Source organism: Streptomyces sp. LUP47B, from assembly GCF_001746295.1.
Classification (GTDB): Bacteria; Actinomycetota; Actinomycetes; order Streptomycetales; family Streptomycetaceae; genus Streptomyces.
Genome location: NZ_MJAH01000011.1, coordinates 58,415 through 84,813 on the forward strand (window position 1 = coordinate 58,415; position 26,399 = coordinate 84,813).

Annotated in this window: 23 protein-coding genes and 2 pseudogenes; 8 read left to right on the forward strand and 17 right to left on the reverse strand. The window is 69.6% G+C overall.

Features of this window, described 5'->3' with window-relative positions:
- Positions 1-58 precede the first annotated feature (58 nt).
- The gene (locus BFN33_RS30335) at positions 59-751 is read left to right on the forward strand and encodes a DUF402 domain-containing protein (protein ID WP_176742498.1); all 693 of its coding nucleotides are present in this window, start codon (positions 59-61) and stop codon (positions 749-751) included.
- Positions 752-1,046: 295 nt separating this feature from the next.
- The gene (locus BFN33_RS30340) at positions 1,047-3,176 is read left to right on the forward strand and encodes a SpoIIE family protein phosphatase (protein WP_069763347.1); all 2,130 of its coding nucleotides are present in this window, start codon (positions 1,047-1,049) and stop codon (positions 3,174-3,176) included.
- 59 nt (positions 3,177-3,235) lie between these two features.
- Here BFN33_RS30340 and BFN33_RS30345 read toward each other — a convergent pair whose 3' ends face one another.
- Positions 3,236-5,605 (reverse strand): transglycosylase domain-containing protein, encoded by a 2,370-nt coding sequence (locus BFN33_RS30345; RefSeq protein ID WP_069763348.1) that lies wholly within the window; start codon positions 5,603-5,605, stop codon positions 3,236-3,238.
- A gap of 236 nt (positions 5,606-5,841) precedes the next feature.
- Between BFN33_RS30345 and BFN33_RS30350 the strand changes: the two genes are divergently transcribed.
- From BFN33_RS30350 to BFN33_RS30370, 5 genes are all read left to right on the forward strand, one after another.
- Complete coding sequence (locus BFN33_RS30350; RefSeq protein WP_059204629.1) at positions 5,842-6,759, forward strand: SPFH domain-containing protein; 918 nt, start codon at positions 5,842-5,844, stop codon at positions 6,757-6,759.
- Positions 6,705-7,022 (forward strand): hypothetical protein, encoded by a 318-nt coding sequence (locus tag BFN33_RS30355; RefSeq protein WP_079141081.1) that lies wholly within the window; start codon positions 6,705-6,707, stop codon positions 7,020-7,022. Before BFN33_RS30350 ends, BFN33_RS30355 begins: the two co-directional genes overlap by 55 nt.
- A 105-nt stretch (positions 7,023-7,127) precedes the next feature.
- The gene (locus BFN33_RS30360) at positions 7,128-7,652 is read left to right on the forward strand and encodes a PadR family transcriptional regulator (protein WP_057609981.1); all 525 of its coding nucleotides are present in this window, start codon (positions 7,128-7,130) and stop codon (positions 7,650-7,652) included.
- Positions 7,649-8,335, forward strand: coding sequence for an ABC transporter ATP-binding protein (locus BFN33_RS30365; protein WP_069763350.1), 687 nt, complete (start codon positions 7,649-7,651; stop codon positions 8,333-8,335). The genes BFN33_RS30360 and BFN33_RS30365 overlap by 4 nt, the downstream gene beginning before the upstream one ends.
- A complete protein-coding gene (locus BFN33_RS30370; protein WP_069763351.1) occupies positions 8,332-10,674 on the forward strand; it encodes an FtsX-like permease family protein in 2,343 nt (780 codons plus the stop codon). Before BFN33_RS30365 ends, BFN33_RS30370 begins: the two co-directional genes overlap by 4 nt.
- Positions 10,675-10,882: 208 nt before the next feature.
- On the opposite strand, the gene BFN33_RS30375 is transcribed toward BFN33_RS30370, so the two are convergent.
- From BFN33_RS30375 to BFN33_RS30420, 12 genes and pseudogenes are all read right to left on the reverse strand, one after another.
- Positions 10,883-11,311 carry a hypothetical protein gene (locus BFN33_RS30375; RefSeq protein ID WP_057609978.1) on the reverse strand — a complete coding sequence of 143 codons (429 nt, stop codon included), beginning with the start codon at positions 11,309-11,311 and terminating at the stop codon, positions 10,883-10,885.
- Positions 11,312-11,315: 4 nt separating this feature from the next.
- Positions 11,316-11,714: a roadblock/LC7 domain-containing protein gene (locus BFN33_RS30380; protein ID WP_069763352.1), complete on the reverse strand. Its 399-nt coding sequence runs from the start codon at positions 11,712-11,714 to the stop codon at positions 11,316-11,318.
- 42 nt (positions 11,715-11,756) lie between these two features.
- On the reverse strand, positions 11,757-12,575 hold the full coding sequence (locus tag BFN33_RS30385; RefSeq protein WP_256122900.1) for a MarR family transcriptional regulator: 819 nt from the start codon (positions 12,573-12,575) through the stop codon (positions 11,757-11,759).
- 154 nt (positions 12,576-12,729) lie between these two features.
- Positions 12,730-14,073: an AI-2E family transporter gene (locus BFN33_RS30390; protein ID WP_069763354.1), complete on the reverse strand. Its 1,344-nt coding sequence runs from the start codon at positions 14,071-14,073 to the stop codon at positions 12,730-12,732.
- A gap of 126 nt (positions 14,074-14,199) precedes the next feature.
- A complete protein-coding gene (locus tag BFN33_RS30395) occupies positions 14,200-14,883 on the reverse strand; it encodes a transglycosylase SLT domain-containing protein (protein ID WP_256122901.1) in 684 nt (227 codons plus the stop codon).
- 425 nt (positions 14,884-15,308) lie between these two features.
- Positions 15,309-16,634, reverse strand: coding sequence for a PhoH family protein (locus tag BFN33_RS30400; protein ID WP_057609974.1), 1,326 nt, complete (start codon positions 16,632-16,634; stop codon positions 15,309-15,311).
- A gap of 341 nt (positions 16,635-16,975) precedes the next feature.
- Positions 16,976-17,749: an isoprenyl transferase gene (locus tag BFN33_RS30405; RefSeq protein ID WP_069763355.1), complete on the reverse strand. Its 774-nt coding sequence runs from the start codon at positions 17,747-17,749 to the stop codon at positions 16,976-16,978.
- Between the two features lie 691 nt (positions 17,750-18,440).
- Positions 18,441-19,229 (reverse strand): methyltransferase domain-containing protein, encoded by a 789-nt coding sequence (locus BFN33_RS30410; RefSeq protein WP_069763356.1) that lies wholly within the window; start codon positions 19,227-19,229, stop codon positions 18,441-18,443.
- A gap of 235 nt (positions 19,230-19,464) precedes the next feature.
- Positions 19,465-19,581 (reverse strand): annotated as a pseudogene (locus BFN33_RS54630) (LLM class flavin-dependent oxidoreductase); the annotation flags it as partial.
- Positions 19,582-19,728: 147 nt separating this feature from the next.
- Positions 19,729-19,851, reverse strand: a pseudogene (locus BFN33_RS54640) (LLM class flavin-dependent oxidoreductase); the annotation flags it as partial.
- Between the two features lie 143 nt (positions 19,852-19,994).
- The gene (locus tag BFN33_RS30415; protein WP_069763357.1) at positions 19,995-20,867 is read right to left on the reverse strand and encodes an LLM class flavin-dependent oxidoreductase; all 873 of its coding nucleotides are present in this window, start codon (positions 20,865-20,867) and stop codon (positions 19,995-19,997) included.
- Between the two features lie 41 nt (positions 20,868-20,908).
- Positions 20,909-21,472 (reverse strand): dihydrofolate reductase family protein, encoded by a 564-nt coding sequence (locus tag BFN33_RS30420; RefSeq protein ID WP_069763358.1) that lies wholly within the window; start codon positions 21,470-21,472, stop codon positions 20,909-20,911.
- A gap of 99 nt (positions 21,473-21,571) precedes the next feature.
- Here BFN33_RS30420 and BFN33_RS30425 point away from each other — a divergent pair, with 99 nt between their 5' ends.
- Complete coding sequence (locus BFN33_RS30425; RefSeq protein WP_069763359.1) at positions 21,572-21,934, forward strand: DUF192 domain-containing protein; 363 nt, start codon at positions 21,572-21,574, stop codon at positions 21,932-21,934.
- Between the two features lie 97 nt (positions 21,935-22,031).
- On the opposite strand, the gene BFN33_RS30430 is transcribed toward BFN33_RS30425, so the two are convergent.
- From BFN33_RS30430 to BFN33_RS30445, 4 genes are read right to left on the reverse strand one after another with little or no spacing between them, the layout of a single operon-like run.
- Entirely contained in the window at positions 22,032-23,078 is a 1,047-nt protein-coding gene (locus tag BFN33_RS30430) for a type VII secretion system-associated protein (protein ID WP_069763360.1), read from the reverse strand.
- Complete coding sequence (locus BFN33_RS30435; RefSeq protein WP_069763361.1) at positions 23,078-25,084, reverse strand: putative T7SS-secreted protein; 2,007 nt, start codon at positions 25,082-25,084, stop codon at positions 23,078-23,080. Before BFN33_RS30435 ends, BFN33_RS30430 begins: the two co-directional genes overlap by 1 nt.
- Positions 25,084-25,668, reverse strand: a complete 585-nt coding sequence (locus BFN33_RS30440; RefSeq protein ID WP_069763362.1) for a hypothetical protein — start codon at positions 25,666-25,668, stop codon at positions 25,084-25,086. The genes BFN33_RS30435 and BFN33_RS30440 overlap by 1 nt, the downstream gene beginning before the upstream one ends.
- On the reverse strand, positions 25,665-26,195 hold the full coding sequence (locus tag BFN33_RS30445; RefSeq protein ID WP_176742500.1) for an SseB family protein: 531 nt from the start codon (positions 26,193-26,195) through the stop codon (positions 25,665-25,667). The genes BFN33_RS30440 and BFN33_RS30445 overlap by 4 nt, the downstream gene beginning before the upstream one ends.
- Positions 26,196-26,399 lie beyond the last annotated feature (204 nt).

Consider the following 26,399-nt stretch of genomic DNA (forward strand, 5'->3'; position numbering starts at 1 on the left):
GGGGTGAACCGTGACGCGCACCGCAGCGTCGTATGCCTACGGCACCTAATATCTGGTCATGGCAGACGGTGGAGCGGTGAGAGCGGTGGAAGCGGGTACGTCGGCGCACTTCTGGGAGCCCGGGAGTCAGATCCTGTGGCGCTACCGGGAGAACGCTGGCGCGCACGTGCACATCGCGCGCCCGGTGACCGTCGTACGCGACGACGAGGACCTGCTCGCCGTGTGGCTGGCACCGGGCACCGAGTGTGTGAAGCCGGTGCTGGCCGACGGCACCTCGGTGCATGCCGAGCCGTTGGAGTCGCGTTACACCAAGCCGCGCTCCGTGCAGCGGGACCGCTGGTTCGGCACCGGGGTGCTGAAACTGGCGCGGCCGGGACTGCCGTGGTCGGTGTGGCTGTTCTGGGAGCCGGGCTGGCGCTTCAAGAACTGGTACGTGAACCTCGAGGAGCCGCTGGCGCGGTGGGCCGGGGGTGTGGACTCCGAGGATCACTTCCTGGACATCACCGTGGATCCGGACCACAGTTGGCAGTGGCGGGACGAGGACGAGTTCGCGCAGGCCCAGCAGGACGGGCTGATGGGCCCTGACCTGGCCGAACAGGTCAGGGAGGCGGGGCGGTCCGCAGTGGAGGTGATCCGCGCCTGGGGCCCGCCGTTCTCGGACGGCTGGCCCGACTGGCGGCCCGATCCGTCCTGGACTGTGCCGCTTCTTCCGGAAGACTGGGACCGTACTCCCGCGCACTTGTCCTCATGAGACCCTTGATGCGCCCCCGGGCTGCAAACGTAGGATCGTCCTCCGCAAGAGTGCGCAGCGGCAACTACCGGAGCGGGCACTGGGCTTGACCGATCGTCACCGAGGGGCGGCAGGACGTGAGCGTGGGGTACGAGGGCAACACCGGTACGGGCCGCGGAAAGTCGACCAACAACGCAGGAACAGCCCCTGACCACGCGGGAATTCCGTTCCTGGGACACGCATTCCGGGTATCGGGATTTCGGCGGGACCAACTGCGCGTACGGCGTGCAGCCCCGGACGGACGGATTCGACACGCGTGACGGAGCACCCGACCTCCTTCGAACGCCCCCAGCCGGGCGTCGACCCCACGGACCCCCGCGGGGCGCTCCTGCGTTCCCCGGCGCCGCCGTCCGCCCAGGGCGTCGAGGCGCCGACGGCTCTGCCCGTCCAGGCCCGCTCCGGTGACCCCACGCCGGACGCGGCACCCGTCGTCCAGAGCAGCAGCGGCACGACCGGCAGGACCGGTAACCACAAGGACATGGGCATGAACCCGGCCGGTACCGGCCCCGAGCACTCCCAGCCGGCCGCCGCCGAGCAGGACACCCATCGCCCGCGGCCCGTACCCGAAGGCGTCCCGGTCCAGCCGGGCGGCGAGGAGGACCGGCCGCAGAGCGGCGTGGGCAGCGAGGAACGCCGTACCGGACAGGGCGCGGTCCCCGGCCGGCCCACGCCCATGCGGCGGGACGGCGACCGGCTGCGCTTCGTGGGCGCGGCGACCCGCCGGATCGCGCGCGGCATCGACCTGGACGAGATCGTGATGGGTCTGTGCCGGGCGACCGTGCCGACCTTCTCGGACGCGATCCTCGTCTATCTGCGCGACCCGCTGCCCGTCGGCGACGAGCGGCCCATCGGCCCCCTCGTGCTCCGGCTGCGGCGCAGTGACCGGATCCCGCAGCAGGAGCGGGACCTCGAGGACGGCATCCTGCCGGTGCCGGTGCCGGAGAACCCGACCGAGCTGGACGCCCTCGGCAGCGAACTGTGCGAGGTGCAGCCCGGCAGTGCGCTCGCCGAGGTGCTGCGCGGGGTGCGTCCGGTCTTCACGGACACGCCCGCGGCCCGCGGGGCGCTGCCGGAGCTGCTCGGCGAGGGCGGCGAGTTCGCCGTACCGACCGGTCGGCGGACGATCCTGGCCCCGCTGCGCGGCCGGCGCCGGGTCATCGGTGCCGCGCTCTTCCTGCGCCGCCCCGACCGCATCCCCTTCGACCCGGACGACCTGCTCGTCGCCGCCCAGCTCGCCACGCACAGCGCGCTCGGCATCGACAAGGCCGTCCTGTACGGCCGTGAGGCGTACATCGCCGACGAGCTGCAGCGCACCATGCTGCCCGAGACGCTCCCGCGGCCGACGGGAGTGCGGCTGGCGTCGCGCTATCTGCCCGCCGCCGAGACGGCCCGGGTGGGCGGTGACTGGTACGACGCGATCCCGCTGCCGGGCAGCCGGGTCGCCCTGGTCGTGGGTGACGTGATGGGCCACTCCATGACGTCCGCGGCGATCATGGGCCAGCTGCGGACCACGGCACAGACGCTGGCCGGGCTCGACCTGCCCCCGCAGGAGGTGCTGCACCACCTCGACGAGCAGGCGCAGCGGCTCGGTACGGACCGTATGGCGACCTGTCTCTACGCCGTCTACGACCCGGTGTCGCACCGCATCACCATCGCCAACGCCGGTCATCCGCCACCGGTGCTGCTGCACCTGGGCGGCCGTGCCGAGGTGCTCCGGGTGCCGCCGGGCGCGCCGATCGGTGTCGGGGGCGTGGACTTCGAGGCCGTGGAGCTGGACGCGCCGGCCGGCGCGACGCTGTTGCTGTACACCGACGGGCTCGTCGAGTCCCGGCTGCGGGACGTGTGGACCGGGATAGAGCAGCTGCGGGAGAAGCTCGCCGCGACCGCCCAGCTCACCGGGCCGGACCATCCGCCGCCGCTGGAGGCGTTGTGCGACGAGGTGCTCGACATGCTCGGACCGGGCGACCGGGACGACGACATCGCGCTGCTCGCGGCCCGCTTCGACGGGATCGCGCCCAGTGATGTGGCGTACTGGTTCCTGGAGCCGGAGGACGCGGCGCCGGGGCGTGCGCGGCGGCTCGCGCGGCGGGCGTTGTCCCGCTGGGGCATGGAGGATCTCACCGACTCCGTCGAGCTGTTGGTGAGCGAGGTCGTCACCAACGCGGTGCGGTACGCGACCCGGCCGGTGACGCTTCGGTTGCTGCGCACCGATGTGCTGCGGTGCGAGGTCGGGGACGATGTGCCGCAACTGCCGCGGCTGCGGCAGGCCCGGGCCACCGATGAGGGTGGGCGAGGGTTGTACCTCGTCAACCGGCTGGCCCGGCGGTGGGGAGCGACCCGGCTCAGCACCGGCAAGGTGGTGTGGTTCGAGCTCAACACGAGCTGAAGCACCTCTGACATGCGAGAAGGGGCGCCCGGTGGTCACCGGGCGCCCCTTCTTCTTCGCTACTGGCCGTTGCCCGGGTCGAACGGATTCTCCGGTGAGGTCGTTATCTCGACCGGAGTGCTCTGTTCGCTGGTCGGCGGAGACTGCGACGGCGACTCCGTCGGCGACTCCGAGGGCGACTCCGTCGGCGACTCCGAGGGCGTCTCCGACGGCTTCTCCTTGGTCGGGGTCGACGACGGGGTCTCGGACCGGGAGAGGGTGGGGCTCGGGGTCCAGCTGGGCTGAACCGCTGCGCCCTGGTCGGTGTCGAGGTCGAACTTGGTGTTCTCGGCCGCGACGCCGAAGGTGTACGCCGCCCAGATCTGGGCCGGGAAGCCACCGCCGTTTACGCGGTCGAGGCCGGCCGTGTTGTACAGCTTGCTCTGCCCGTGGGTCTTGTAGTCCTCACCGAACAGACCGACCGAGGTGACGAGGTCCGGGGTGTAGCCGGTGAACCAGGCCGACTTGTTGTCGTCGGAGGTACCCGTCTTGCCGGCGACCTTGCGGCCGTCACGTGCGGGGTTCTGCTGGACGGCCTTCTTGGCCGTACCGTCGTCGACCACACCGGTCAGCACCGAGGTCACCGTGTCGGCGGCCTCCCGGCTGATGACCTGCTCGCCGATCGGGTCGGGCATCTGGAACTCGGTGCCCCCCTGCTCCGCCGACTTGATGATGCTCGGCGTGACCTGCTTGCCGTGATTGTCGAGGGTGGCGTACACACCGGCCATCTGGATCGGGCTCGCGCCCATCGTGCCCAGGGTGTAGGCGGGCAGCGGCCTCAGCTTGCCGGTGTCCATCCCGAGCTTCGTGGCCGTCGCCAGCACCTTGTCCATGCCGACGTCGACGCCCATCTGCGCGAAGACGGAGTTGATGGACTTGTCCATCGCCGTCTGCACGGTGACCTTGCCGTAGTTCGCGTCGTCCTCGTTCTCGGGACCGAAGCCGACCTTGTTGCCGTCGCTGTCCACGACCTGACGCTTGCTGGTGCCGTCGTAGATCGTGTTCGCGCCGATCGCCTTGCCGCCCTGCGTCTCGGAGGCGTTCTCCAGGGCGGCGGCGAGGATGACCGGCTTGAAGGTCGACGCGGGCTGGTAGTCGGTGCGGTTGGCGTTGCTGATGTAGTGCTTGGTGTAGTCCGTACCGCCGTACAGGGCGACGATCCTCCCCGTCTTGGGATCGACGGAGGCGGCGCCGGCCTGGACGTTCTTGTCGACGGGCCGCTTCTTGGGGTCCAACTGGCTGGTCAGCTGGGTCTTGACCGCCTTCTCCAGCTGGGCCTGCTTCTTCTTGTCGATGTTCAGGGTGATGGTCCAACCCGAGTTCTCGACCCGGGCCTCCGCCTCGTCCTGGGTGATGCCTTCCTTGGCCACCAGCTGCTTCTCCAGCTGCTGTTTGGCGAGCTTGACGAAGTAGCCCTTCTGCCCCTCCATCCCGGGGGCGGCCTTGGGCTCCTTGGGGACCGGGAACGTCATCCCCGCGCGCTCGGTCTTGTCCAGCCAGCCCTGCTCGACCATGTTGTCCAGGACGTAGTTCCAGCGGGCCGTCACCAGTTTCTTGCCGGTGTCGCTGGCGACCGCCCAGTCGTACTGGCTCGGGGCCTGGAGCAGCGCGGCGAGATAGGCGCCCTGCTCGACGCTGAGCTTGTTGGCGTCGACGCGGTAGTAGTCCTGGGCGGCGGCCTGGATGCCGTAGGCGCCGCGGCCGTAGTAGCTGGTGTTGATGTAGCCGGCGAGGATGTCGTCCTTGGGCGTCTCGCGGTCCACCTTCAGCGAGATGACCAGTTCCTTCAGCTTGCGCGTGACGGTCTGGTCCTGGTCGAGGTAATAGTTTTTGACGTACTGCTGGGTGATCGTGGAGCCACCCTGTTTGCCCTTGCCGGACAAGGTGTTGAACAGCCCGCGGGCGATGCCCTTGAAGTCGACTCCCGCATCCGAGTAGAAGGTCTTGTTCTCCGCGGCCACGAAGGTGCGCTGGACCGGCTTGGGCACTTCGGAGAGGTCGACGATCTCGCGGTTGGTGTCTCCCTCACGGGCCATGACCGAGCCGTTGCTGTACTTGTAGATGTTGCTCTGTTCCTGAGCTTTCGCGTTGCCCTTCGGCACGTCGATCATCATGTACATCACGACGAAGGCGCCGATGCCGAGCAGGGAGAAGGCGAAGAACGTGCCGAGGATCTTCTTCCAGGTGAAGAGCCGGCGTATACCGCTCTTACCTTCCTTGGTGCTCTTCTTACCCCGGGCGGCCGCCTTGCGTGCCGCGGCCCTGCCGCCCGGCGCGATGCCCTCGCCCGGAGCGATCCCCTCGCTCGGCGTTGTCCGGGACGAGCGCGTGGGCGGCGCCGCGCGGCGGCCACCGCGCTGACGTGCTCTTCTCTCTTCCGCTCGTCCCATGGGTCGACTCGCTCCGCTTCCTCATCGGCGGCCACACAGGTTCGTGGCACAGGTCAGCTCAGAAAGCTAACACCGGTCCATATGGCGCCGGGCCTTCGATCGGGTCTTCGGGGGGCGTGAGAATCAGCACCCGCCTCCTCGGAACCAGACCTCCGAGAGGGTGTCAAGGTTGCCGGAACCGGGTAAAGTGATATCACTTAGTTAGCATCGAGATAGACTCGAAACGGGGGACCTCCATGTCCGCGCAAGAATCCGCACCCATCGCCGACGCACCCGACATGCCCGCTCCGCGCGTGCGGGAGTTCGCCGCGCACAGCATCGGCGGCGCGCTCGCGCTGCTGCTGGGCCTGGTCGGACTGCTGCTCGCCGTCTTCCTGTTCGCCGCGAGCGGGGAGAGCCCCGGCTTCGCCGTCGGCGGGGCCCTGGTCCTGATAGTGGCGCTCATCTCGCTGCGCGGCCTGAACACGGTCGCGCCGGGCGAGGCCCGGGTGGTCCAGCTCTTCGGGCGCTACAAGGGCACGATCCGCCAGGACGGCCTGCGCTGGGTGAACCCCTTCACCTCCCGCACGAAGGTCTCCACCCGGGTCCGCAACCACGAGACCGCCGTCCTCAAGGTCAACGACGCCTACGGCAACCCGATCGAGCTGGCCGCGGTCGTGGTGTGGAAGGTCGAGGACACCGCGCAGGCCACCTTCGAGGTGGACAATTTCGTGAAGTTCGTCGCCACCCAGACGGAGACGGCGGTACGGCACATCGCCATCGAGTACCCCTACGACGCCCACGAGGAGGACGGGCTCTCACTGCGGGGCAACGCCGACGAGATCACCCAGAAGCTCGCCACCGAGCTGCACGCGCGCGTGGAGTCGGCCGGGGTCCAGATCATCGAGTCCCGCTTCACCCACCTCGCCTACGCGCCGGAGATCGCCTCGGCGATGCTCCAGCGGCAACAGGCCGGCGCGGTCGTCGCGGCCCGGCGGCAGATCGTGGAAGGCGCGGTCGGCATGGTCGAGGAGGCGCTCGCCCGGATCACCGAGCGGGACATCGTCGAGCTGGACGAGGAGCGCAAGGCGGCGATGGTGTCCAACCTGATGGTGGTGCTGTGCGGCGACCGCGCCCCGCAGCCCGTGCTCAACACCGGGACCCTCTACCAGTGACGACACCTTCCGAGGGGGGCTCCCCCGAGCGGCGGCCTCAGCAGCGCAAGCAGGTGCTGCTGAGGCTGGACCCGCTGGTGTACGAGGCGCTGGCGCGCTGGGCCGGGGACGAGCTGCGGTCGGCGAACGCGCAGATCGAGTTCCTGCTGCGCCGGGCCCTGAAGGAGACCGGCCGGCTTCCCGGTGACACCGGGCCACTGCCGCGCCGGGGACGGCCCCCCAAAGAACAGCCGTCCCGCGAACGGCCGCCCAAAGACGCGTAGCACAACCGTGACAATCGGCCCCCACCTGCGGCTCCTCACGTGCGGAATCCCTCTACACACCCTGCGTATACACGAGGGGTATACACCGCATGTACAGTCCTCTCCATGTCCATCGGTCACACCCTCCTAGGGCTCCTGGAGTCCGGGCCCCGCCACGGTTACGACCTCAAGCGGGCCTTCGACGAGAAGTTCGGTCATGACCGGCCGCTGCACTACGGCCAGGTCTACTCGACGATGTCGCGGCTGCTGAAGAACGGGCTCGTCGAAGTCGACGGGATCGAGCCCGGCGGCGGCCCCGAGCGCAAGCGGTACGCCATCACCGACGCCGGGATCACCGACGTCCAGCGGTGGCTCGCGACGCCGGAGAAGCCCGAGCCGTATCTCCAGTCCACGCTGTACACCAAGGTCGTTCTCGCGCTGCTCACGCACCGCGACGCCGGCGACATCCTCGACAACCAGCGCGCGGAGCACCTGCGGATGATGCGCATCCTCACCGACCGCAAGCGCAAGGGCGACCTCGCCGACCAGCTGATCTGCGACCACGCCCTGTTCCATCTGGAAGCCGACCTGCGCTGGCTGGAGCTCACCGCCGCGCGTCTCGACAAGCTCGCGGAGGTGGTGGTCAAGTGACCCCGGCCGGTTCCCTGCTCATAGCCGACGCGCTGCGCAAGACCTACGGTCCGACCGTCGCCCTCGACGGCGCCGAGTTCTCCATCCACCCCGGCGAGGTCGTCGCCGTGATGGGCCCCTCCGGGTCCGGCAAGTCGACCCTGCTGCACTGTCTCGCCGGGATCGTCACGCCCGACTCGGGCTCGATCACCTACAACGGCCGGGAGATGGCCACGATGAACGACGCCGAGCGCAGTGCGCTCCGGCGCTCCGAGTTCGGGTTCGTCTTCCAGTTCGGGCAGCTCGTCCCCGAGCTGACCTGCGTGGAGAACGTCGCGCTGCCGCTGCGGCTCAACGGCACCTCCCGCAAGGAGGCCGAGAAGGCCGCGCTCGGCTGGATGGAACGCCTCGAGGTCGACGACCTGAGGAAGAAACGGCCCGGTGAGGTGTCCGGCGGTCAGGGGCAGCGTGTGGCCGTGGCCCGTTCCCTGGTGACCAACCCGCGCGTGCTGTTCGCCGACGAGCCGACCGGCGCGCTCGACTCCCTCAACGGCGAGCGTGTCATGGACCTGCTTACCGAGGCCGCCCGGTCCACCAACGCGGCCGTCGTCCTCGTCACGCACGAGGCACGGGTGGCCGCCTACTCCGACCGCGAGATCGTCGTACGGGACGGGAAGTCCCGGGACATGGAGCGGGTCGTATGAGTCTCAGGCAGTGGTGGCGAGACCTCGCCATGGGGGTCCGGTTCGCCTTCGCGGGCGGACGCGAGGGATGGGTCCGGGCGCTGCTGACCGCGGTCGGCGTCGGGCTCGGGGTGGCGTTGCTGCTGCTGACCACCGCGCTGCCGAGCGCACTGGCGGTCCGGCACGACCGGGAGGCGGCCCGTACGGACATCACGTACAGCGACAAGGTCATCCCGAAGGCAGCCGACACCCTGCTGGTCGCGGCCACCGGAACCACCTTCCGGGACCTGAGCATCCGCGGCCGGGAGCTGCAGCCCGAGGGACCGAAGGCACCGCTGCCGCCGGGGGTCGGAGCGTTCCCGGCGGCCGGCGAGATGGTCGTCTCCCCCGCGCTGAAGAAGCTGCTGGAGTCCGGCGACGGCAGGCTCCTGCGGGACCGGCTGCCCGAGCGGATCGTCGGCACGATCGGCGAGAGCGGACTCATCGGCTCCCATGAACTCGCCTACTACCGGGGCGCCGAGGGGCTCGCGGCCCAGGGCATCGACGGCGGCCGGATCACCCGGATCGACCGCTTCGGGGACCCGCACCCGACCAAGGAGCAGACCGACCCGGTCATACTCCTGCTGGTCCTCGTCGTCTTCGTCGTCCTGCTGATGCCGGTCGCCGTGTTCATCACCGCGGCCGTGCGCTTCGGCGGCGAGCGGCGCGACCGGCGGCTCGCGGCCCTGCGCCTGGTGGGCTCCGACGGCCGCTCGACCCGGCGGATCGCCGCCGGTGAGGCGCTCGCGGGAGCGGTGCTGGGGCTGGTCCTCGGCACCGGGTTCTTCCTGATCGGACGCGAAGTGGCGGGCTCCGTCGAGGTGTTCGGGATGAGCGTGTTCCCGAGTTACCTCAACCCCTCCCCCGCACTGGCCCTGCTGGTCGGTCTCGCGGTGCCCGCGGCGGCCGTCATGGTCACACTGTTCGCCCTGCGCGGCGTGGTGATCGAGCCGCTCGGCGTGGTGCGTACGGCGAAGCCCGCACGGCGCCGGCTGTGGTGGCGGCTGCTGCTGCCGCTGGCCGGCCTCGCGATGCTCTACCCGATGGTCGGACAGGGGCGCGACGGCGGCGACTTCAACCAGTACCTCGTCACCGGCGGTGTCGTCCTGCTCCTTGTCGGGGTGACCGCGCTGCTGCCGTGGATCGTCGAGGCGGTCGTGGCCCGGCTGGGCGCGGGCGGACTGTCCTGGCAACTGGCCGTGCGCAGGCTTCAGTTGAGCAGCGGCACGGCGGCCCGGATGGTCAACGGCATCGCGGTGGCGGTGGCTGGGGCGATCGCTCTGCAGATGCTGTTCGCGGGTGTCGAGGGCGACTACACCAAGAGCACCGGCTACGACGTCTCGCGGGCTCAGATGCAGGTGACTGTCCCGGACGGGAAGGCACTGGCCGCGTCCGCGAAGGAACTCGCCGCGACCAAGGGCGTGGAGAAGGTGTACGCGTTCGACGAGGGGTACATCGCCGACGGGCCCGGCGACTCGGCTCGTTGGAGCCGGGTGACCGTCGCCGACTGCGCGTCCCTGCGCGAGATCGCCGCACTGCCCTCGTGCCGCGAGGGCGACTCCTTCGTCCTGCAGGGCGGCGGGGACGACGGCGAGGAAGGGGCCCTGACCGCCGAGCCCGGCCGGAGGCTCTACTTCGACACCGAGACCTCGGACAGCTCCGAGAACACCAAACCGGTCGCCTGGACCCTGCCGAAGGACGTCAAGCAGGCCCGCTCGCTCGTGGATCCGACGGGTTACAAGCGCGGCGGCCTCCTGATCACCCCGAGCGCCCTGTCCTCGACGGTCGCGCCGGGGGTGCGCGGACAGATCTATCTGCGGCTCGACGAGTCGCTGCCGGACGCGCGCGAGTACGTACGCAACACGGCGGCCCGCATCAACCCGCTCGAAGAGCCGATGAACTGGGTGTCGTACGAGCGCAACGACCGCTACGACTCCATCCGCACCGGCCTGTTCGTCGGCGCCGCCTGTGTCCTCGCGCTGATCGGGGCGAGCCTGCTGGTCTCCCAGCTGGAGCAGCTGCGGGAGCGCAAGAAGCTGCTGTCGGCGCTGGTCGCCTTCGGCACCCGCAGGCGCACCCTGAGCCTGTCGGTGCTGTGGCAGACGGCGATCCCGATCACGCTCGGTCTGCTGCTGGCCTTGGTGGTGGGGCTGACCCTGGGCGCGGTCCTGCTGCGGATGACGGACACCACCGTGCGCGTGGACTGGCCGAGCGTGCTGTCGATGACCGGCGTGGGGGCCGCGGTGGTCATCGTGGTCACGGTGCTGAGCCTGCCGCCGCTGCTGAGGCTGATGCGACCGGACGGACTGCGGACGGAGTAACCGCCCGCAGCCGGCCGTCCACCAGGGCCTGTCCGGCAGATCAGGCCGACTTCAAGCAACGGTGCCTGATCAGTGCAGGTGAGCGGGGTCATGGGGGTCCCCCCGCTCGAGCGAAGCCGAGAGTGGGGGAGCGTGCAGCTGCGACAACGCCGCAGATGCGCATGCCAGACCCCGCGACGTCGGCATGATCCGCCGGACAGGCCCTAGCCTAGAGGCTGTACTCCTTCACCACCCGCCGGACCTGGGCGAACAGCATGCCGACGTTGACCGACTTGCGGCAGACCACCACGGCCACGACGTCCTGCTGTTCGCTCAGCCGCACGAACAGGTGCGTGAGGTTCTCGCTGTTGACCAGGATCTCCTGGAAGAAGTGGTTGTCACTGCTGACCCCACGGCGCTCCTTGAAGACATCCTCGATCATCACGACCGTACGGCCCTGGAACAGGTCGAGGGTCGCACCCGCCAGGAGGTCCAGGACCTCCGGCGGGTGGTTCTCGACGGTCTCGTACGACAGCAGCATGCCGGTGGACATGTCGACCACACCGGACGCGACACAGTCGGGGGCGTCGGTGCGAAGGGACTTGACCAGGCCCATCACCTGGTCGGAGAAACCTGAGGTCATACGCTTCGTCGCCATCCCTTCAGACTCCTTCTGGCGCTTTCTCGGTCGCCTTGTCGGTGAGGATCGAGCCGATCCGGTTCAGGGTCGGCTGGGTCGCCCGGTGCAGATGGTCCAGGTCCATGCCCTCGTCGCCGAGCACCACCATCAGGGCGGTGTCACCGACGGCGTAGAAGGCGGCGCAGCCGTGGCTGCCGTACGTCACCGTCCGGCGCAGCGCGCCGCGGGCTGTCGCCCCGGCGGTGCGCCGAGCCAGGCCGAGGCCGGCCGCGGCGAGCGCGGCGAGGCCCTCCGGGTCGATCGAGTCGGCGGTGTCCGCGGCGATGAGCAGTCCGTCCGCGGCGGCGACCGCGGTATCCGTGATTCCGGTGACCTGTTCGCGCAGACCACGCATTTCGAGCGCCAGGGCTTTGTGATCCATTGACTCAACTCCCCTGAATCTGTTCACATCTGATCGGCTGTTTCATTTGGGCGTTCCGTTTCGGAGTCGGAAGAAGCTGCCGGGTTTTCGGCGGGGCAGATCGGTCCTTGCCTGGGACGGGGGCTGCTCCACGGGCGTGGGCGTGCGAGGCCGGAGTTCGTCACCATCGGGAAGAGAGCGGACCGCGATGGGCGTGGGCGGTCCGGCGCACACCAGGAGTCCCTCCTCGAGCATGCGCGCGACCTCGACCGTCACGGTGTAGACGCCGCGCCCGACCCGGAAGGCGAGATCGCGGGCCGTGCTGCGACCGTCGGCGTGGGTGAGCAATTCGCGTCGCAGGGCCCCGGATCCGTTGTCCGTGCCCGAGGGCACGGGCCGTTCCCGGTCGGGGTGCACCGGGTGCGGAAGCGCGGCCAGGGCGGTGAGTCTGCGGACCGCGTCCTGCAGCAGCCGCAGGGGCGGCTCACCCAGCGGGACCTGCGCGAACGGCTCCGCGGTGGCGCGCCGTTCGCAGTCCTCCACCCGGCCCGCGGCCATCGCGAACGCGGCGTCGTGCAGGGCCAGCGCGCACACCACACGCAGCTGTGCGGCCCCCGCGTAGCCGTGGGCGATGAGCGCGGTGGCCGGCCAGCGCGAACCGCCGGACTCCCGCACCAGCTCGGCCCACTGCTCGCCGCTGACCCGCCCGGAGCGCAGCAGCAGCGCCTCGGGTCCCGGGGCACCTGGCGACTCCACGGCGACCACCCGGCCGTCCCCGAAGTGGAAGGTGCCACCGGGTGTCCCGGTGATCCGCAGCTCTCCGGTGAAGCCGTCACGGCCGCACGCGGCCAGGGCCTGTGCCAGGTGTTCGTGGCCCGACATCACACCCCCCGCCGCCTCGCACATACGCCTGACGCGTAGCGCTCAGGAGGGAATGTGTATCAGGACGGGCGCATATTCCGGGGCCCGGTTTCCTACCTGCCGCTAGTTGACGGAAGTTGATTTCGCGGGCTGCTCAAAGCACTGTGTTCGGCGCTCATTTGACCGAATCCGAGGCAGGTTTTTCAGGGCCCGGAGGCGGTTCCGTCGGACCCTGTTCATCCGCTACGGCCTCGTCCTCGACCTCGGGTGGCGCCGATTGTTCCTCGGCGTACGCCTTGAGGTAGCTCACCACCGTGTTCGTCACCGCCACCAGCGGTACGGCCACCACCGCGCCGCCGATGCCGGCCACCATGCCGCCCGTCGCGACCGTGAGGACGACCGCGAGCGGGTGGACGCGCACCGCGCGGCCGAGGATGAACGGCTGGAGGATGTGGCCCTCGATCTGCTGGACGGCGAGGACCACCACGAGGGTCATCACCGCCGTGAACACTCCCTGTGTGACCAGCGCGACGAGTACCGCCAGCGCTCCGGAGGCGACCGCACCGACGAGCGGGATGAACGAGAACAGGAAGATGAAGACGGCCAGCGGAACGGCCATGGGGACGTCGAGGAAGTAGATGCCGATGCCGATGAAGACGGCGTCGATGAGGGCCACGAGGACCGTGCCACGGACGTAGGCGGTCAGGGTGCGCCAGGCGCGCGGTCCCGCGCCGGCCACGGCGGGCCGGGCGGCCGCGGGGACCAGCTTCAGCGTCCACGCCCAGATGCGGCGGCCGTCGTAGAGCAGGAAGAGCGTGGAGAAGAAGGTCAGCAGGATGCCGGTGAGCGCCTCCACGACGACCTGGACGCCCTCCAGGCCCGCCGACGTGATCTGGTCGGTGTTGGCGCCGACCGCCTCCCGCAGATTCTTCGCTATCTGGTTGATCTGCTTGTCGGTGACGTGGAAGGGGCTCTTCAGGAGCCAGTTGCGCAGGTCGTCGATGCCGCTCTGGATCTGGTCGGAGAGGTCGTCGATGTTCTCCATGACCTGCCAGGTCACGAACCAGCCCATCAGGCCGATCACGACGAAGCCCAGGATCGCGGTGAGGGCCGTGGCGGGGCCGCGCGGGACGCCGTGCCGCATGAGGCGCGCCACCGTCGGCTGGAGCAGCGCGGTGATGAGCAGGGCGACGACGAAGGCGAAGACGACGAGCTGTACGGAGCTGATGACCCGCATCAGCACCCAGACGGTGCCCGCGAGGACCAGAAGCCGCCAGCCGGCCTCGGCGGCGACCCGTACGCCCCACGGCACGGCCTGCGCCGGATCGGGACGGGGAACCAGCACGACGGGCGCACGGGAGGCGGCGCCCGACGGCGTCTTCGGCCGGCGCTCAGGCGCCTCGGCCGAGTCGGCCTCGGCCTCCTCGCGGGCCACCTCCGCGCGGCGCTCGTCCAACCGCTCACCCATATCGGTCAGTCGGGTACCCATCCGACCGAGCCACCCTGGCACTCGCGACATGATCCGTCCTCTTCCCCCGTCTCTCCTCACCACTCCCCCCTGGAGTCGTCCGGTCCGACCGTACATGGCAAAAGCCCCTCCCCCTAGGACGGGGAGGGGCTTCGCGAGGTTGAGAGCCGGGCGCGCTCAGTACCAGTTGTTGGCCTGCCAGAACGACCAGGCCTCACACGGGCTGCCGTACCGGCTGTCCATGTAGTTGAGGCCCCACTTGATCTGGGTGGCCGGGTTGGTCTGCCAGTCGGAGCCGACCGACGACATCTTGGAGCCCGGCAGGGCCTGGAAGAGACCGTAGGCACCGGAGGAGGCGTTGACGGCCCGGTAGTTCCAGCTGGACTCGTGGTCCACGATGTTGCTGAAGCACTGGAACTGCCCGCTCGGCACCATCGAGGCAGCCATCGACTGGATCTGCGCGACGGTGTACGAGCTCTGGACCGGGAAGCTGGAGGAGCTCCTGCTGGCCTTTTCCTTGGCCTCGGCGCGCTCCTTGGCTTCCTTGGCCGCCTGCTCGGCGGCCTCCTTCTTCTCGATCGCGGACTTGGCGGCGGCCTTGCGCGCCGACTCCTCCGCGACCTTCTTGGCGCTCGCGTCCGCGGCGATGGCCTGGGTGTCGGCCTGCTGCGTGAGGGACGCGGTCTGCACCTGAGCCTGCTCACCCGCGGGGAGATCCGCCAGGAGCGTCGTGCCTGCTGCCGTCGCCTCGGCGTCGTTCGGCTGCGCGACACTGCCGGAGGCAACTCCGACAACGCTTCCGACAGCGGTGACCGCGGTGGCGGAGGCCACTGCGAATCCCCGGACCGAAATCGGGCTCACACGGTTTCCTTCCAGCATCGCCCGCTTCGGTGACCCTGGCGGACGCAATCGTGCCCCTAGACACTGGCCTCCCAACTAAAGGGGTCACGGGAGGCGCGGGCCCGGTGGGCAACTCCCTCGCGGGGAGCGCCGCATGGTGCACGGGCGGCATACGACGACGCTGTGGAGTTGGTGGTGTTGCTGTGGTGCCGTACCGCTGGGGGTACAGGTGTGTCGTATGCGGGGCCTGACAGGAATGAGACTCTGCCGTAACCGGACGCCGGGTGGCAATTCTGAGTTGCGTGTGAAAGCTCACATCCCGTTTGCGCCCTGGGATTTCGAGAAACAGCACCACGCGAAGGCGCCGCCCGGCTAGGCTCTTGGCCTTTCCGGACGGCGCCAACTGGCCCTGAATACCCCAGACTTCCCGAGGCTGGCGGATTGCCTCAGATGTGGCCGTCTTCGAGCATTTCGGTCACAAGGGCCGCGATCTGGGACCTCTCGGACCTCGTCAGTGTGACGTGGGCGAAGAGGGGGTGCCCCTTCAGCTTCTCCACCACGGCGACCACACCGTCGTAGCGACCGACCCTCAGATTGTCCCGCTGGGCCACGTCATGGGTCAGAACGACCCGTGAATTCGCGCCGATTCGGGACAGAACGGTGAGAAGCACATTCCGTTCCAGGGACTGTGCCTCGTCCACGATCACGAACGCGTCGTGGAGCGAGCGGCCGCGGATGTGGGTGAGCGGCAGGACCTCGAGCATCCCGCGCGCGGTGACCTCCTCGATGACCTCGCGGCTGGTGACCGCGGACAGCGTGTCGAAGACCGCCTGCGCCCAGGGGCTCATCTTCTCGGACTCGGAGCCCGGCAGATAGCCCAGTTCCTGTCCGCCGACCGCGTAGAGCGGACGGAAGACCATGACCTTCTTGTGCTGGCGGCGCTCCAGGACCGCCTCGAGACCCGCGCACAGCGCGAGCGCCGACTTGCCGGTGCCGGCCCGGCCGCCCATGGACACGATTCCGATGTCCGGGTCGAGGAGGATGTCCAGCGCGATGCGCTGTTCCGCGCTCCTCCCCTTGATGCCGAACGCCTCCCGGTCGCCGCGCACCAGTCGGACGTTTCCCTCGGGCGAGACCCGGCCGAGGGCCTTGCCGCGCTCCGAGTGGATCGTCAGCCCCGTGTGCACGGGGATGTCGGCGGCCTCGGGAACGTAGACGTGCCCCTCCTCGAAGAGGATGTCCACCTGTTCGCCCGGCAGGGTCAGCTCGGACATTCCGGTCCAGCCGGAATTCTCCGTGATCGCGAGCTCGGCGCGGTACTCCTCGGCGAGGAGCCCGACCGAGGACGCCTTGATCCTGAGCGGGAGGTCCTTCGACACGACGGTGACGTCGAATCCCTCGGCCTGCAGGTTGCGGGCGACCGCGAGGATGCGGGAGTCGTTGTCACCAAGGCGGTATCCGGACGGCAGCACGCTGGGGTCCGAGTGGTTGAGCTCGACACGGACGGTCCCGCCGAGTTCCCCGATCGGGATGGGGGCATCGAGTCGGCCGAACCGGACCCGGAACTCGTCGAGCAGCCGCAGGGCCTGCCGGGCGAAGTAGCCGAGTTCGGGATGGTGCCTCTTTGCCTCCAGCTCCGTGACCACGACGATGGGGAGCACGACTTCGTGCTCGTCGAAGCGGTTCAGGGCGTTCGGGTCGGCCAGCAGGACGCTGGTGTCGAGAACGTAGGTGCGCCGGTCAGGCATGCGGCGCTTTGTGCTGGTCACCACGGAAGGACGTACCCCCTCGGATGAGGTCGGGGAGCGACGGAGTGGAGCTGGACCGGTCGTCGGCCCGTTTGCACGGACCGGGAACCGGCCCTCCACTGCTTCTTCCGTGCTGTGACCGCACGGTCGAGCTGGTGCAAGGGGCCTCCCGGGCGGACGGCCCCGTGCCGTCCGCTGAGATCCGACACCCGTGGTTCGGGCATCGACCTGACTGGCTTATGCCCTCGAACAAGCACTGCCATGCCGACTCATGTGACGACGCCCCGGTGAACTCCTGGGGATCTGGGGGTATCCCCCTGAAAACGCGACACTTCCGCCCCGAACGGGGTACCCGAAGGGGTTGGTCAGCCGCCGTAGCGGCGGTGGCGTGCCGCGTAGTCGCGCAGCGCGCGCAGGAAGTCGACCTTGCGGAAGGCCGGCCAGAAGACCTCGCAGAAGTAGTACTCCGAATGGGCGGTCTGCCACAGCATGAACCCGGACAGCCGCTGCTCACCGCTGGTACGGATCACGAGGTCGGGGTCGGGCTGGTCGCCGGTGTAGAGATGGCGGCCGATCATGTCGATGTCGACGGCCTCGGCGAGCTCCTCCATCGAGGTGCCCTTGTCCTGCGCGTCCAGCAGCATCGACCGTACGGCGTCGGCGATCTCCTGGCGGCCGCCGTAGCCGATGGCGACGTTGACGAGTATTCCGTCGACGTGGGCCGTGGACTCCTCGGCCTCCTTCAGCGCCGTCTGCATCGGGGAGGGCAGCAGGTCGGGGGTGCCGACGTGGTGGACCCGCCAGCGGCCGTCGGCGGCGAGGGTGCGGACGACGTCCTCGATGATGCCGAGGAGGGGGCCGAGCTCCTCCGGCGGGCGGTTGAAGTTGTCCGTCGACAGCAGCCAGAGGGTGACGACCTCGACGTCCGTCTCGCTGCACCAGCCGAGGAACTCCTCGATCTTCTCCGCGCCGGCGCGGTGACCGTCGACGGGGGTGGAACCGGCTGCCTTCGCCCAGCGCCGACTGCCGTCCACGATGACACCGATGTGCTTCGGCACCTGGGCGTGGTCCAGGTGTCCTTCCACCCGGCGTGCGTAGAGCCTGACGAGCAGGCCGCGCAGCTTGTCGCGCAGGTTCACGTGATTGTCAGCCCCTTTGACGGATGGCGGTCCCCGCGGCTAGAGCGTACCGGGGAGTGCCGGATGCCCGGCGCCCGGGGGGCCATCTGTCCGTGTGCTCCTGCGTGTTGCGGGGGCGGTGACATCGGCACGGCGAAGCCGTGCGGCCCTTGGATCGGGTGTCGATCGGATGGCCCCTGCGTCGGCCGGAGGAAGCGTCCAGGTCCGAGCGAGAAAAAACGGGCCGGTCCGTGGGGGGGATACGGACCGGCCCGAGGGGGGGGTTCCACCATAACCCTTCGTGAGGGATGGTGGGTGCATCGGCGTGCCACAACTACTCTCCGGAGTCGGGCGGCGACGGCGCGGTGCCCGGTCGAAGCCCTGCTCATGGGGGTTTCGTGGCCGAATTACGGCGGAATCATGGGGACGTGGGGCATCGCCCAAGCGGGTGACTCCGGGTCGGAACGTTTCTTTGACGCCGGGAAGTGGGCGCGGCACCGCGCAGCCCCCTCCTCTGCGCGGTGCCACCGCGCAGCTTTGCCAGCGCGAATTGCCTCGCATTGAATTTACGTCAGCCGTGGCCCCGATGCGAGCCACCTGGGATAACGATGTGGAAACCCCGTGAAGACCATGGATACACGGGATGGATCGCCACAGGATGCACCAATTGCCCTATTTGCAGCTGTCCAAGCGCCATCCGGAGCCGTGAAGGTCAGGCGCGTGGCTTACGGGCCTGAAGGAGATGGCGGCTGCTGTGCGCGACGAAGGGGCCCTCGGACTCGATCCGCTCGTGCAGGGACCGAAGGCGGGGCTCGTACTCGGCCACGGTGAAGCCGGGGACCATCCACACCACCTTGCGCAGGAAGTGGACGACGGCGGCGATGTCGTGGAACTCGATCCGCAGCCGCTCGGCACGCAGGTCGACGATCTCCAGTCCGGCGGCCTCGGCGGCGGCGCGGTCGCGGTCCGGGTGGCGGTCCGAGCTCTGCGCCTCCGGCTGCGGGCCGAGGAAGTACTCGACGAGTTCGAAGACGCTGCGCGGGCCGACGTGCTGGGCGAAGTACGTGCCTCCCGGCTGCAGTACGCGCACGATCTCCGCCCACTGCGGGTTGACCGGGTGCCGGCTGCTCACCAGGTCGAAGGTGTCGTCGGCGAAGGGCAGCGGCGCGTCCTCCGGCGTGGCGACGACCACGACGCCGCGCGGACGCAGCAGCGCGGTGGCCTTGGTCACGTTCGGCGGCCAGCCCTCGGTGGCCGCGGCGAGCGGGGGCGTCTTGATCCCCTGCCCGAGGGCGAAGTCCAGGACCTCGCCGCCGCCGGTCTGGATGTCGAGCGAGGCGGTGGCACCGGCCAGCTGGTCGCCCAGGGAGCGGGCGAACCCCCACGAGGGCCGCGCCTCGGTGGCCCGCCCCTCGAACCACGAGAAGTCCCACCCCTCGGTGGGCACGGCGGCGCCCTCGGCGACGAGGTCCTCGAACGTGCGGGTGCGGTGGGAGGTCATGGGGTGATCGTCGCAGGCCGACGCGTGCGGGCGCCGCTCGTTTTTTTCGGCCACTTCGGGATTCCGGCCACTTCGGGACCGGGGATCCCCTCCGCCCGGCGGGTCAGGGCACCAGAGGCCGGACGTCCTCCGCGGCGAACCGTAAGAAACCCTCCGGGTCGGGCTCATCGGCCGTCGGCTGCAGAACCACCGTGTCGGCACCGGCGTCGACAAGCCGCCGGCGGCCTACGCCGGGTCAGGGCACCAGAGGCCGGACATCCTCCGCGACGAACCGTAAGAAACCCTCCGGGTCGGGCTCATCGGCCGTCGGCTGCAGAACCACCGTGTCGGCACCGGCGTCGACAAGCCGCCGGCGGCCTACGCCGGGTCAGGGCACCAGAGGCCGGACATCCTCCGCGACGAACCGTAAGAAACCCTCCGGGTCGGGCTCATCGGCCGTCGACTGCAGAACCACCGTGTCGGCACCGGCGTCGGCAAGCCGCCGGCGGCCTACGCCGGGTCAGGGCACCAAAGGCCGGACATCCTCCGCGGCGAACCGTACGAAACCCTCCGGGTCGGGCTCGTCGGCCGTCGGCTGGAGGACCACCGTGCCGGCACCGGCGTCGGCAAGCCGCTGGACGGCCTACGCCGGGTCAGGGCACCAAAGGCCGGACATCCTCCGCGGCGAACCGTACGAAACCCTCCGGGTCGGGCTCGTCGGCCGTCGACTGCAGAACCACCGTGCCGGCACCGGCGTCGACAAGCCGCTGAACGGCCTACGCCGGATCAGGGCACCAAAGGCCGGACATCCTCCGCGACGAACCGTACAAAACCCTCCGGGTCGGGCTCGTCGGCCGTCGGCTGGAGGACCACCGTGCCGGCACCGGCGTCGGCAAGCCGCTGGACGGCCTTGGCGACCGCCCCCGCGTCTCCGGCGACGCCCAGGTCGGGGACGTCCGCGACGCCCTCCTCGGCGAGTTCGGCGCGCAGCCGGGCGGCCGCGTCGGGCCCGGTGGCGGTGAGGAGGTAGACGACGACCCGGTGCCGGTCCGTCCGCCCCGCCTTCTGCCGTCCCTCGTCGATGAGCCGACGGGCCCGGCGGACGCCGTCGGGCGGGGTGCTGGCGGTGAGCACCGTGCCGTCGGCGGCCTCGCCCGCGAGGCGCAGGGTGCGCGGGCCGGTGGCCCCGGTGAGCACCTCGACGGGACCCTCGGGCGGCCAGTCGAGGGCGACGTCGTCCAGCGAGACGTACCGCCCCCGGGTGCTGACGCGCTCGCCCCCCAACAGGGCGCGCAGCGCGACGAGGTGCTCCCGCAGCAGGGTGAGCGGCGACTCCGCCCGCGCTCCCACCTGCCCCATCCAGTCCTGCACACCATGGCCGACACCGAGGACCGCCCGCCCAGGGAACATCCGGTGCAGGGTGGCCGCCTCCATCGCCGTGATGGCGACGTTGCGCAACGGCACGGGCAGCAGGCCGACGCCGATCCGCACCCGCTCGGTCCATGCGAGGGCGGCAGCGGCGGTGGAGATCCCGCCCTCCCGGAAGCAGTCCTCCCACAGCCAGAGCTCTTCGAGCCCCGTCTCATCCGCGAGCCGGGCGAGGGCACGCAGCCGCTCGGGAGGGAGTTGGGGACGGAACACAGCGCCGAGTTCGGTCATGCCGCCCTTCCTACCCATGAAGGTAGGACCGGACAACTTCTTTACGGCGTCGGCTCGTACCGCAGCAGTACGACGCCGTTGCCGAAGGTGTGCGACTCGACGAGCCGGAGGGAGGTCAGCGTGTCGGTGTGCGGGAACAGGGGCTTGCCCCGGCCGACGAGGACGGGGTGGACGTAGACCCGCAGCTCGTCGACGAGGCCGTATCGCAGAAAGGTCTCCCCCAAGTCGGCCCCGCCCAGCGCGAGATCACCGCCCGGCTGCTCCTTCAGCGCCCGGACCTCTTCGGGTACGACCTCGCGGACGAGGGTGGAGTTCCAGTCGACGTTCGTGAGGGTCCGGGAGTAGACGACCTTGGGGAGGTCCCGCCAGATCGGGGCGAACTCCCTGACGGACGCGGGGGCGTCGGGGTCGGCGTCGGCGGTGGGCCAGTAGTCGGCCATGAGCTCGTAGACGACGCGGCCGTGGAGGAGTCCGCCCATGCTCCCGACCGTGGCGTTCATGTGCGTGTGCAGTTCGTCGTCGACGCGGTGCCAGCTGATGTCCCGGTCGGGGCCCTCGATGTATCCGTCGAGGGACATGGACATCATCAGGACGATTCTTCGCATCGGACACCTGACCTGGGCAGAAGAGAGAGGATCGACTCCCACGGTACTGGGACCGACACGGACGGCGTGGGAACTCCACGGCTTGGAGGTGGCTCCGGGATGGGGCGTTGGCAGGACGGCTGCGGAAAACTGATCGTGCACGGGGAGCAGGAGGAGCTCGCCGTGCCGCTGGAGATCGCGAGCTCCTACCGCGCCCGGACGAAGGGACTGCTGGGACGGGACTCCGTCGACGGGGCCCTGCTCCTGTCCCCCGCGGGCAGTGTGCACACCTTCCGGATGCGGTTCCCCATCGACGTCGCCTACCTCGACCGGCGGCTCCGTGTCATCGCCGTACGCACGATGAAGCCGGGGCGGCTGGGAATGCCGCGGCTGCGTTCCCGTCATGTGCTGGAGGCGGAGGCCGGGGCGATGGAGGGGTGGGGGGTATGGGTGGGGGTGCGGGTGGAGATCGGGGTGGAGTAGGGGGCGAGGCCCCGCAAGGTCCGGCGTCGGCGAGAGGACGTGGACGACCCGGCCAGCGGGAAGGCGAGTGCGGCGCCGAACTGTCGTACCGCCGCCGTCAGCCGAACGCGCTGACGGCGAGATCGGCCGACGGGATCTCGACGTTGGCGCGACTGCCGGGGTTGATCGCGACGTAGCAACCGAACAGGCCCTTGGCGAGTTCGCCCCCGTTCATCGCCCGCACCTGTCGACCGTCGTCCGGGACGTACTGGGTGCTGGTGTAGACGTCCAGGATGCGCTCGCCGTCGTCGCGCTGGCGGAAGCGGAGGTGCTTGCCGTCCTCGTCGAGGGAGACCAGCAACGTACCTTCGCGGAAGGCGTCCAGGAGTGCCTCGGGGGTGCCGCGGCGCGAGTCCAGGGCTTGGAGCGTACGCTCGACCTCGTTCTCCGGCGGACGGTACCGCAGCGCGGTGAGGGTGGGCTCATAGGTGGGGTTGAAGTGGAACTCGCCGATCTCGCCGTTCTCGTCGATTTCCCAGCCGCCGAGCATCCGCTCCTCCGGGACCTCGCCGTGCGGGTCGTATGCCGGATCGATGGCGAAGATCACCTTGCCGGGCTGACGCCGGGCGACATACCGCATGACCTCGGTCACCTCGGGGGCGAGCATCTTCGGACCGCGGAAGGGGATCACCGGATACACGTTCAGTTTCAGGTTGCGCGGGCTCCGGTCCCACTTGCCGTCGCCGACGATCTCTTCTTTGAGGGCCGCCAGGCTGGGAGCCTCCTGCCACGGCCCGGGCACCACCCACGCCTGGAACGGAAGCCCGTCCCGCTGCGCCACCGCCACCATCTCGGCCAACGCCTTGGTGGGAGGCGTCTTCAGCACCCACGCGGCCCGCATGCGGTCGATCCAGAAGCCGGTGGAGTTACTGGCATCGGGCCCCAGCTCCGGACGCACGACGTAGCCAAGGGCGCCCTCCGCATCCGATGCGTACACAGCCAGCAGAATCCCCGCCATGTAGGCCACCACGACGTACTGCACGGGACCGTCGGCATGGTGTGGATAGTCTTCCACCCCGCCTGTCAGCCGTACGCGCAGATCCTGCGACATCGCAGAAGACGGCCTCTCCCCGAAGTGTTCGTCCGGCTGGTGCTGCTCGCTCATCAGTGAATCTTTCCGTAGATCTGCCACTTCCCGTTGGCGTCCTTGAACGCCTCGGTGATCGTGTATTCCTTGCCACGGCCGAGCAGCAGTTCACGCTCTCCGGCACCGTAGGCGCCCACCTTCTCCACCCACAGGCCCGGGGTCTCCGCGGGCACTCGCAGATGGAGGACGGCGGCCCTGGACTCGGATACGGCCCCACCCAGCGAGGTGGACATGTAGCCGTCATCCGTGAAGTTCCTACCGACCATCAGTCTCGGGTCGTCGACATTCATCTTCTCGTAGAAGTGTTCCAGGTTCGTGCTGCGGTCGACGACGACGTCCTCAGGCAACGGATTCCCGGCGAGCGCCTTGTCGAGACGCTCGATCTGCTGGTGTACCTCCGGGGTGTCGTAGTACTTCTCGCCTCGCAGGAACCCGTTGACGCGCAGATGCCCGGTCTCCGTGTAGCTCTTCACCGTCTCCTTCACCTCGTTCGGCAGGCCCTCCGCATAGTCATTCCAGTGCTTGGCGCCGTACTGCATCGCACCCTCACTGCTTCTGAACGTGACCGCGCCTTCGGAGATCCCGGCCATCGCCGATTGGTGCCTGGCGGAGTCCGGGAGGCCGTCCCGCCTCGGGGGAGCGCTTTGGGCATCGGCCTCCGCAGCCGACGAACCGCCATCGGGGTCAGCGGGTTTCTCCCACTTGTCCCGGGCGACGTCCTTGGCGGCATCCGCCGTGGCGTCCGCGGTCTCCTGGGCCCGCTTGACGGTCCAGCCGTCCGGCAAGCCGTCCTTGGCCACGTTCCTCGCGGCCGATTCGCCCGCGCTCTCCGCTGCCGTTCCCATCCCCTCCCGGGCGGCCCGCTCCACCCCCGTCTCCAGGGAGTCCTTCACGCCCGCGGTGACCGTGCGGCGGGCCGCGGCCGCACCCCCAGCCGCACCGCCCGTGAGCAGGTCGAGGCCGACGTCGAAACTGAAGGTGCCCAGCGCCTCGGACGGATCGGTGGACCAGCCGGAGCCGACCATCGACTTGGCTGCGCGCACCGGGTGGTTGGCCGAGGTGAGCAGACCCATGCCGGTGCTGGAGACGTTCCGCAGGTACTGCGAGGGGTGGGTGAGGTTGTACGGGTCCAGCGGGTTGACCTTCCGCATCATGCGGGTCAGCCCGATCCCGCCCTTGAGAAAGCCGCCGGCGAAGTGCTCCAGCTCCATGTTCAGGGCCATGGGGGCGTCGATCAGGCCGGCCTTGAATTTGGCCCAGGCACCGGGCTCGGCAGGGGCCGCCTCGAACGCGCCGGTCACCTTGGTCGCGGCGGTCTCGGCGGCGGAGTCCCGCGTGTGGCGGGCGTACTTGAGGGTCTCCCGCGCCGCCCCGCGGTCGGCTTCTCCCGGGTCCACGAAGTCCCCCGGGTCGGTGGGGGTGGCGGTATCGGAGCCCGACAGGGAGCCGACGGTCAGGGCGGACTGGTACTCCCAGAACTGCTGGTCGTACTTCTGCCGTGCCGCCTTGCTCTTCGCCTCCGCGGCCCGCCACTTCTCGATCGCCTCGCCCGCCTGCCCGCGCGCCCAGGAAACCGTGTGGGCGTACGACGCCAGTGCCTGCGCCGCGGCCGTACAGGCGTCGGCCGCGGTGAGCCACTTCCTGGGGTGAGTGGTGAAGGACTCCCGGAAGGACTCGGCGGCGGTTCCGGTCCAGTGGCCCGGGTCGAGTTTCCTCAGTGCCTGCCCGACGCTCTCGAAGGCGGTGGCGAAGGACTTCAGATGCCGGACGGCCTCCTCGATGTCCCCGGTCGAGCCGTGGATCAGCTCGCCCGGCTCGTCGGTCTCGCCCAACTCCCGCTCGGGCACCACGGCGCCGACCACCCCGGTGAGGTACTCGGCGCCGTCGCGGACCTTTTCCCCGGCGGACTTCAGCCCGACCCCGTCCAGGCTGTCGCCCACCACGCCCGCGGTCGCGTTGACTCCGTCGGAGACGCCCTGCTTGACGCCGTCGGCGAGGTCCCCCAACTCCCCCAGGACGCCCATCAGTCGCTGTCCTCAGGTGTGACGGCGTCCATCGGCTCCCGCAGGAACTCGCCGCCGACCCGCAGCTGTGTGCCGTACTGGCCGCTGGTGGTCAGATCCTCCTCGGTGGCCTGCCAGGCCTGCCCCGTCTGGTGCAGGGACTCGGAGGCCGACTGCTGGGAGAGATCCGGCCTCCAACTCCCCTTCGCCGACGCCCCGACCTGGCCCCACGACATCCGCTCCGCTTTCTCGCCGGATACGGCCGGATCGCCGTAGGCGGCCACGACGTAGTCCTTGGTGACGCCGATCGCGTACTCCTCGGCCTCGTGGTAGTAACCGGCCGACAGGTCGAGCTTCTCCGCGATCTCATTGCCCTCGTCGACCAGCGCCTTCACTCCCCACGCCCAGCGCTCCGCGAAGGTGGAGAAGGCCTTGGCCAGCCCGGTGTGTCCCATCTGCAACTGCGTCAACCCGAGGCTGCCGAAGCCGCGCCCGACCGCGCCCCCGCCGACCATGCCGACGTCCTGGAGCTCCTCGATGGTCTGGTTGATGCCCTTGGCGGCCTGCTTGAGGACCTCGGGGTCCGCTTCGTAACCGTTGCTCACGCTTCTCCTGCGCTACGAGGCCTGGCCCCTGGAGTCCGGTCGATGAGATCCACCGCCACTTGGTCCGGCACGACACCGGACAGAGGAGGGAGGAGGAGCGGCCGGATGCCACCGACGTCCACCGCCACCCCGGCGGGCGTACGGCTCTCGGCCACGGCGGCGGGTACGGCTATGTCGAGCAGCCGGGAGCCGAGCACCGTCCAGTAGCGGATACGGCCGCTCGCCCACCCGGGGTCGGTGCCCGCCTCGGCGCGGGCGCGCGCGAAACGCTCCAGCTCGGTGGTCGAGGTGAAGGCGTACAGCCAGCGGACGCCGTCGGCTTCGCCGGAGCACATCGCTTCGCCTTCGGCGTGCTCGGCGTCCTCGGCTTCCTCGGCGAACGGCACGTACAGCGCCGCCGCTCGAAATGCCGCCAACAGCCGCTCACTGTCGCCCTGACCGTCGTACAGGTCGTGTATCTCGGCGGTCAGCGCTGCCCGTTCGAGGGCACCCACGCCAACTGTCGTGCTGCTGACCGCTTCCGCCATGATGCGTGGTCACCTCGTGACTGTTCTTCTGGTGTGCGAAAGCACATCATGATGATCGTGTGCCGGTCCAGCCGGGCGTGGCGTGCGTTGCCGGAGTCACATGGCAAACCTCGCGCACCCGCCTCACCGGCCGGTACGGGCGTGCGCGAGCCGCCTTGAATCTTGCTTGTGAAGTCGTGGTCTCGTGACAGAACGTTGGGGCGT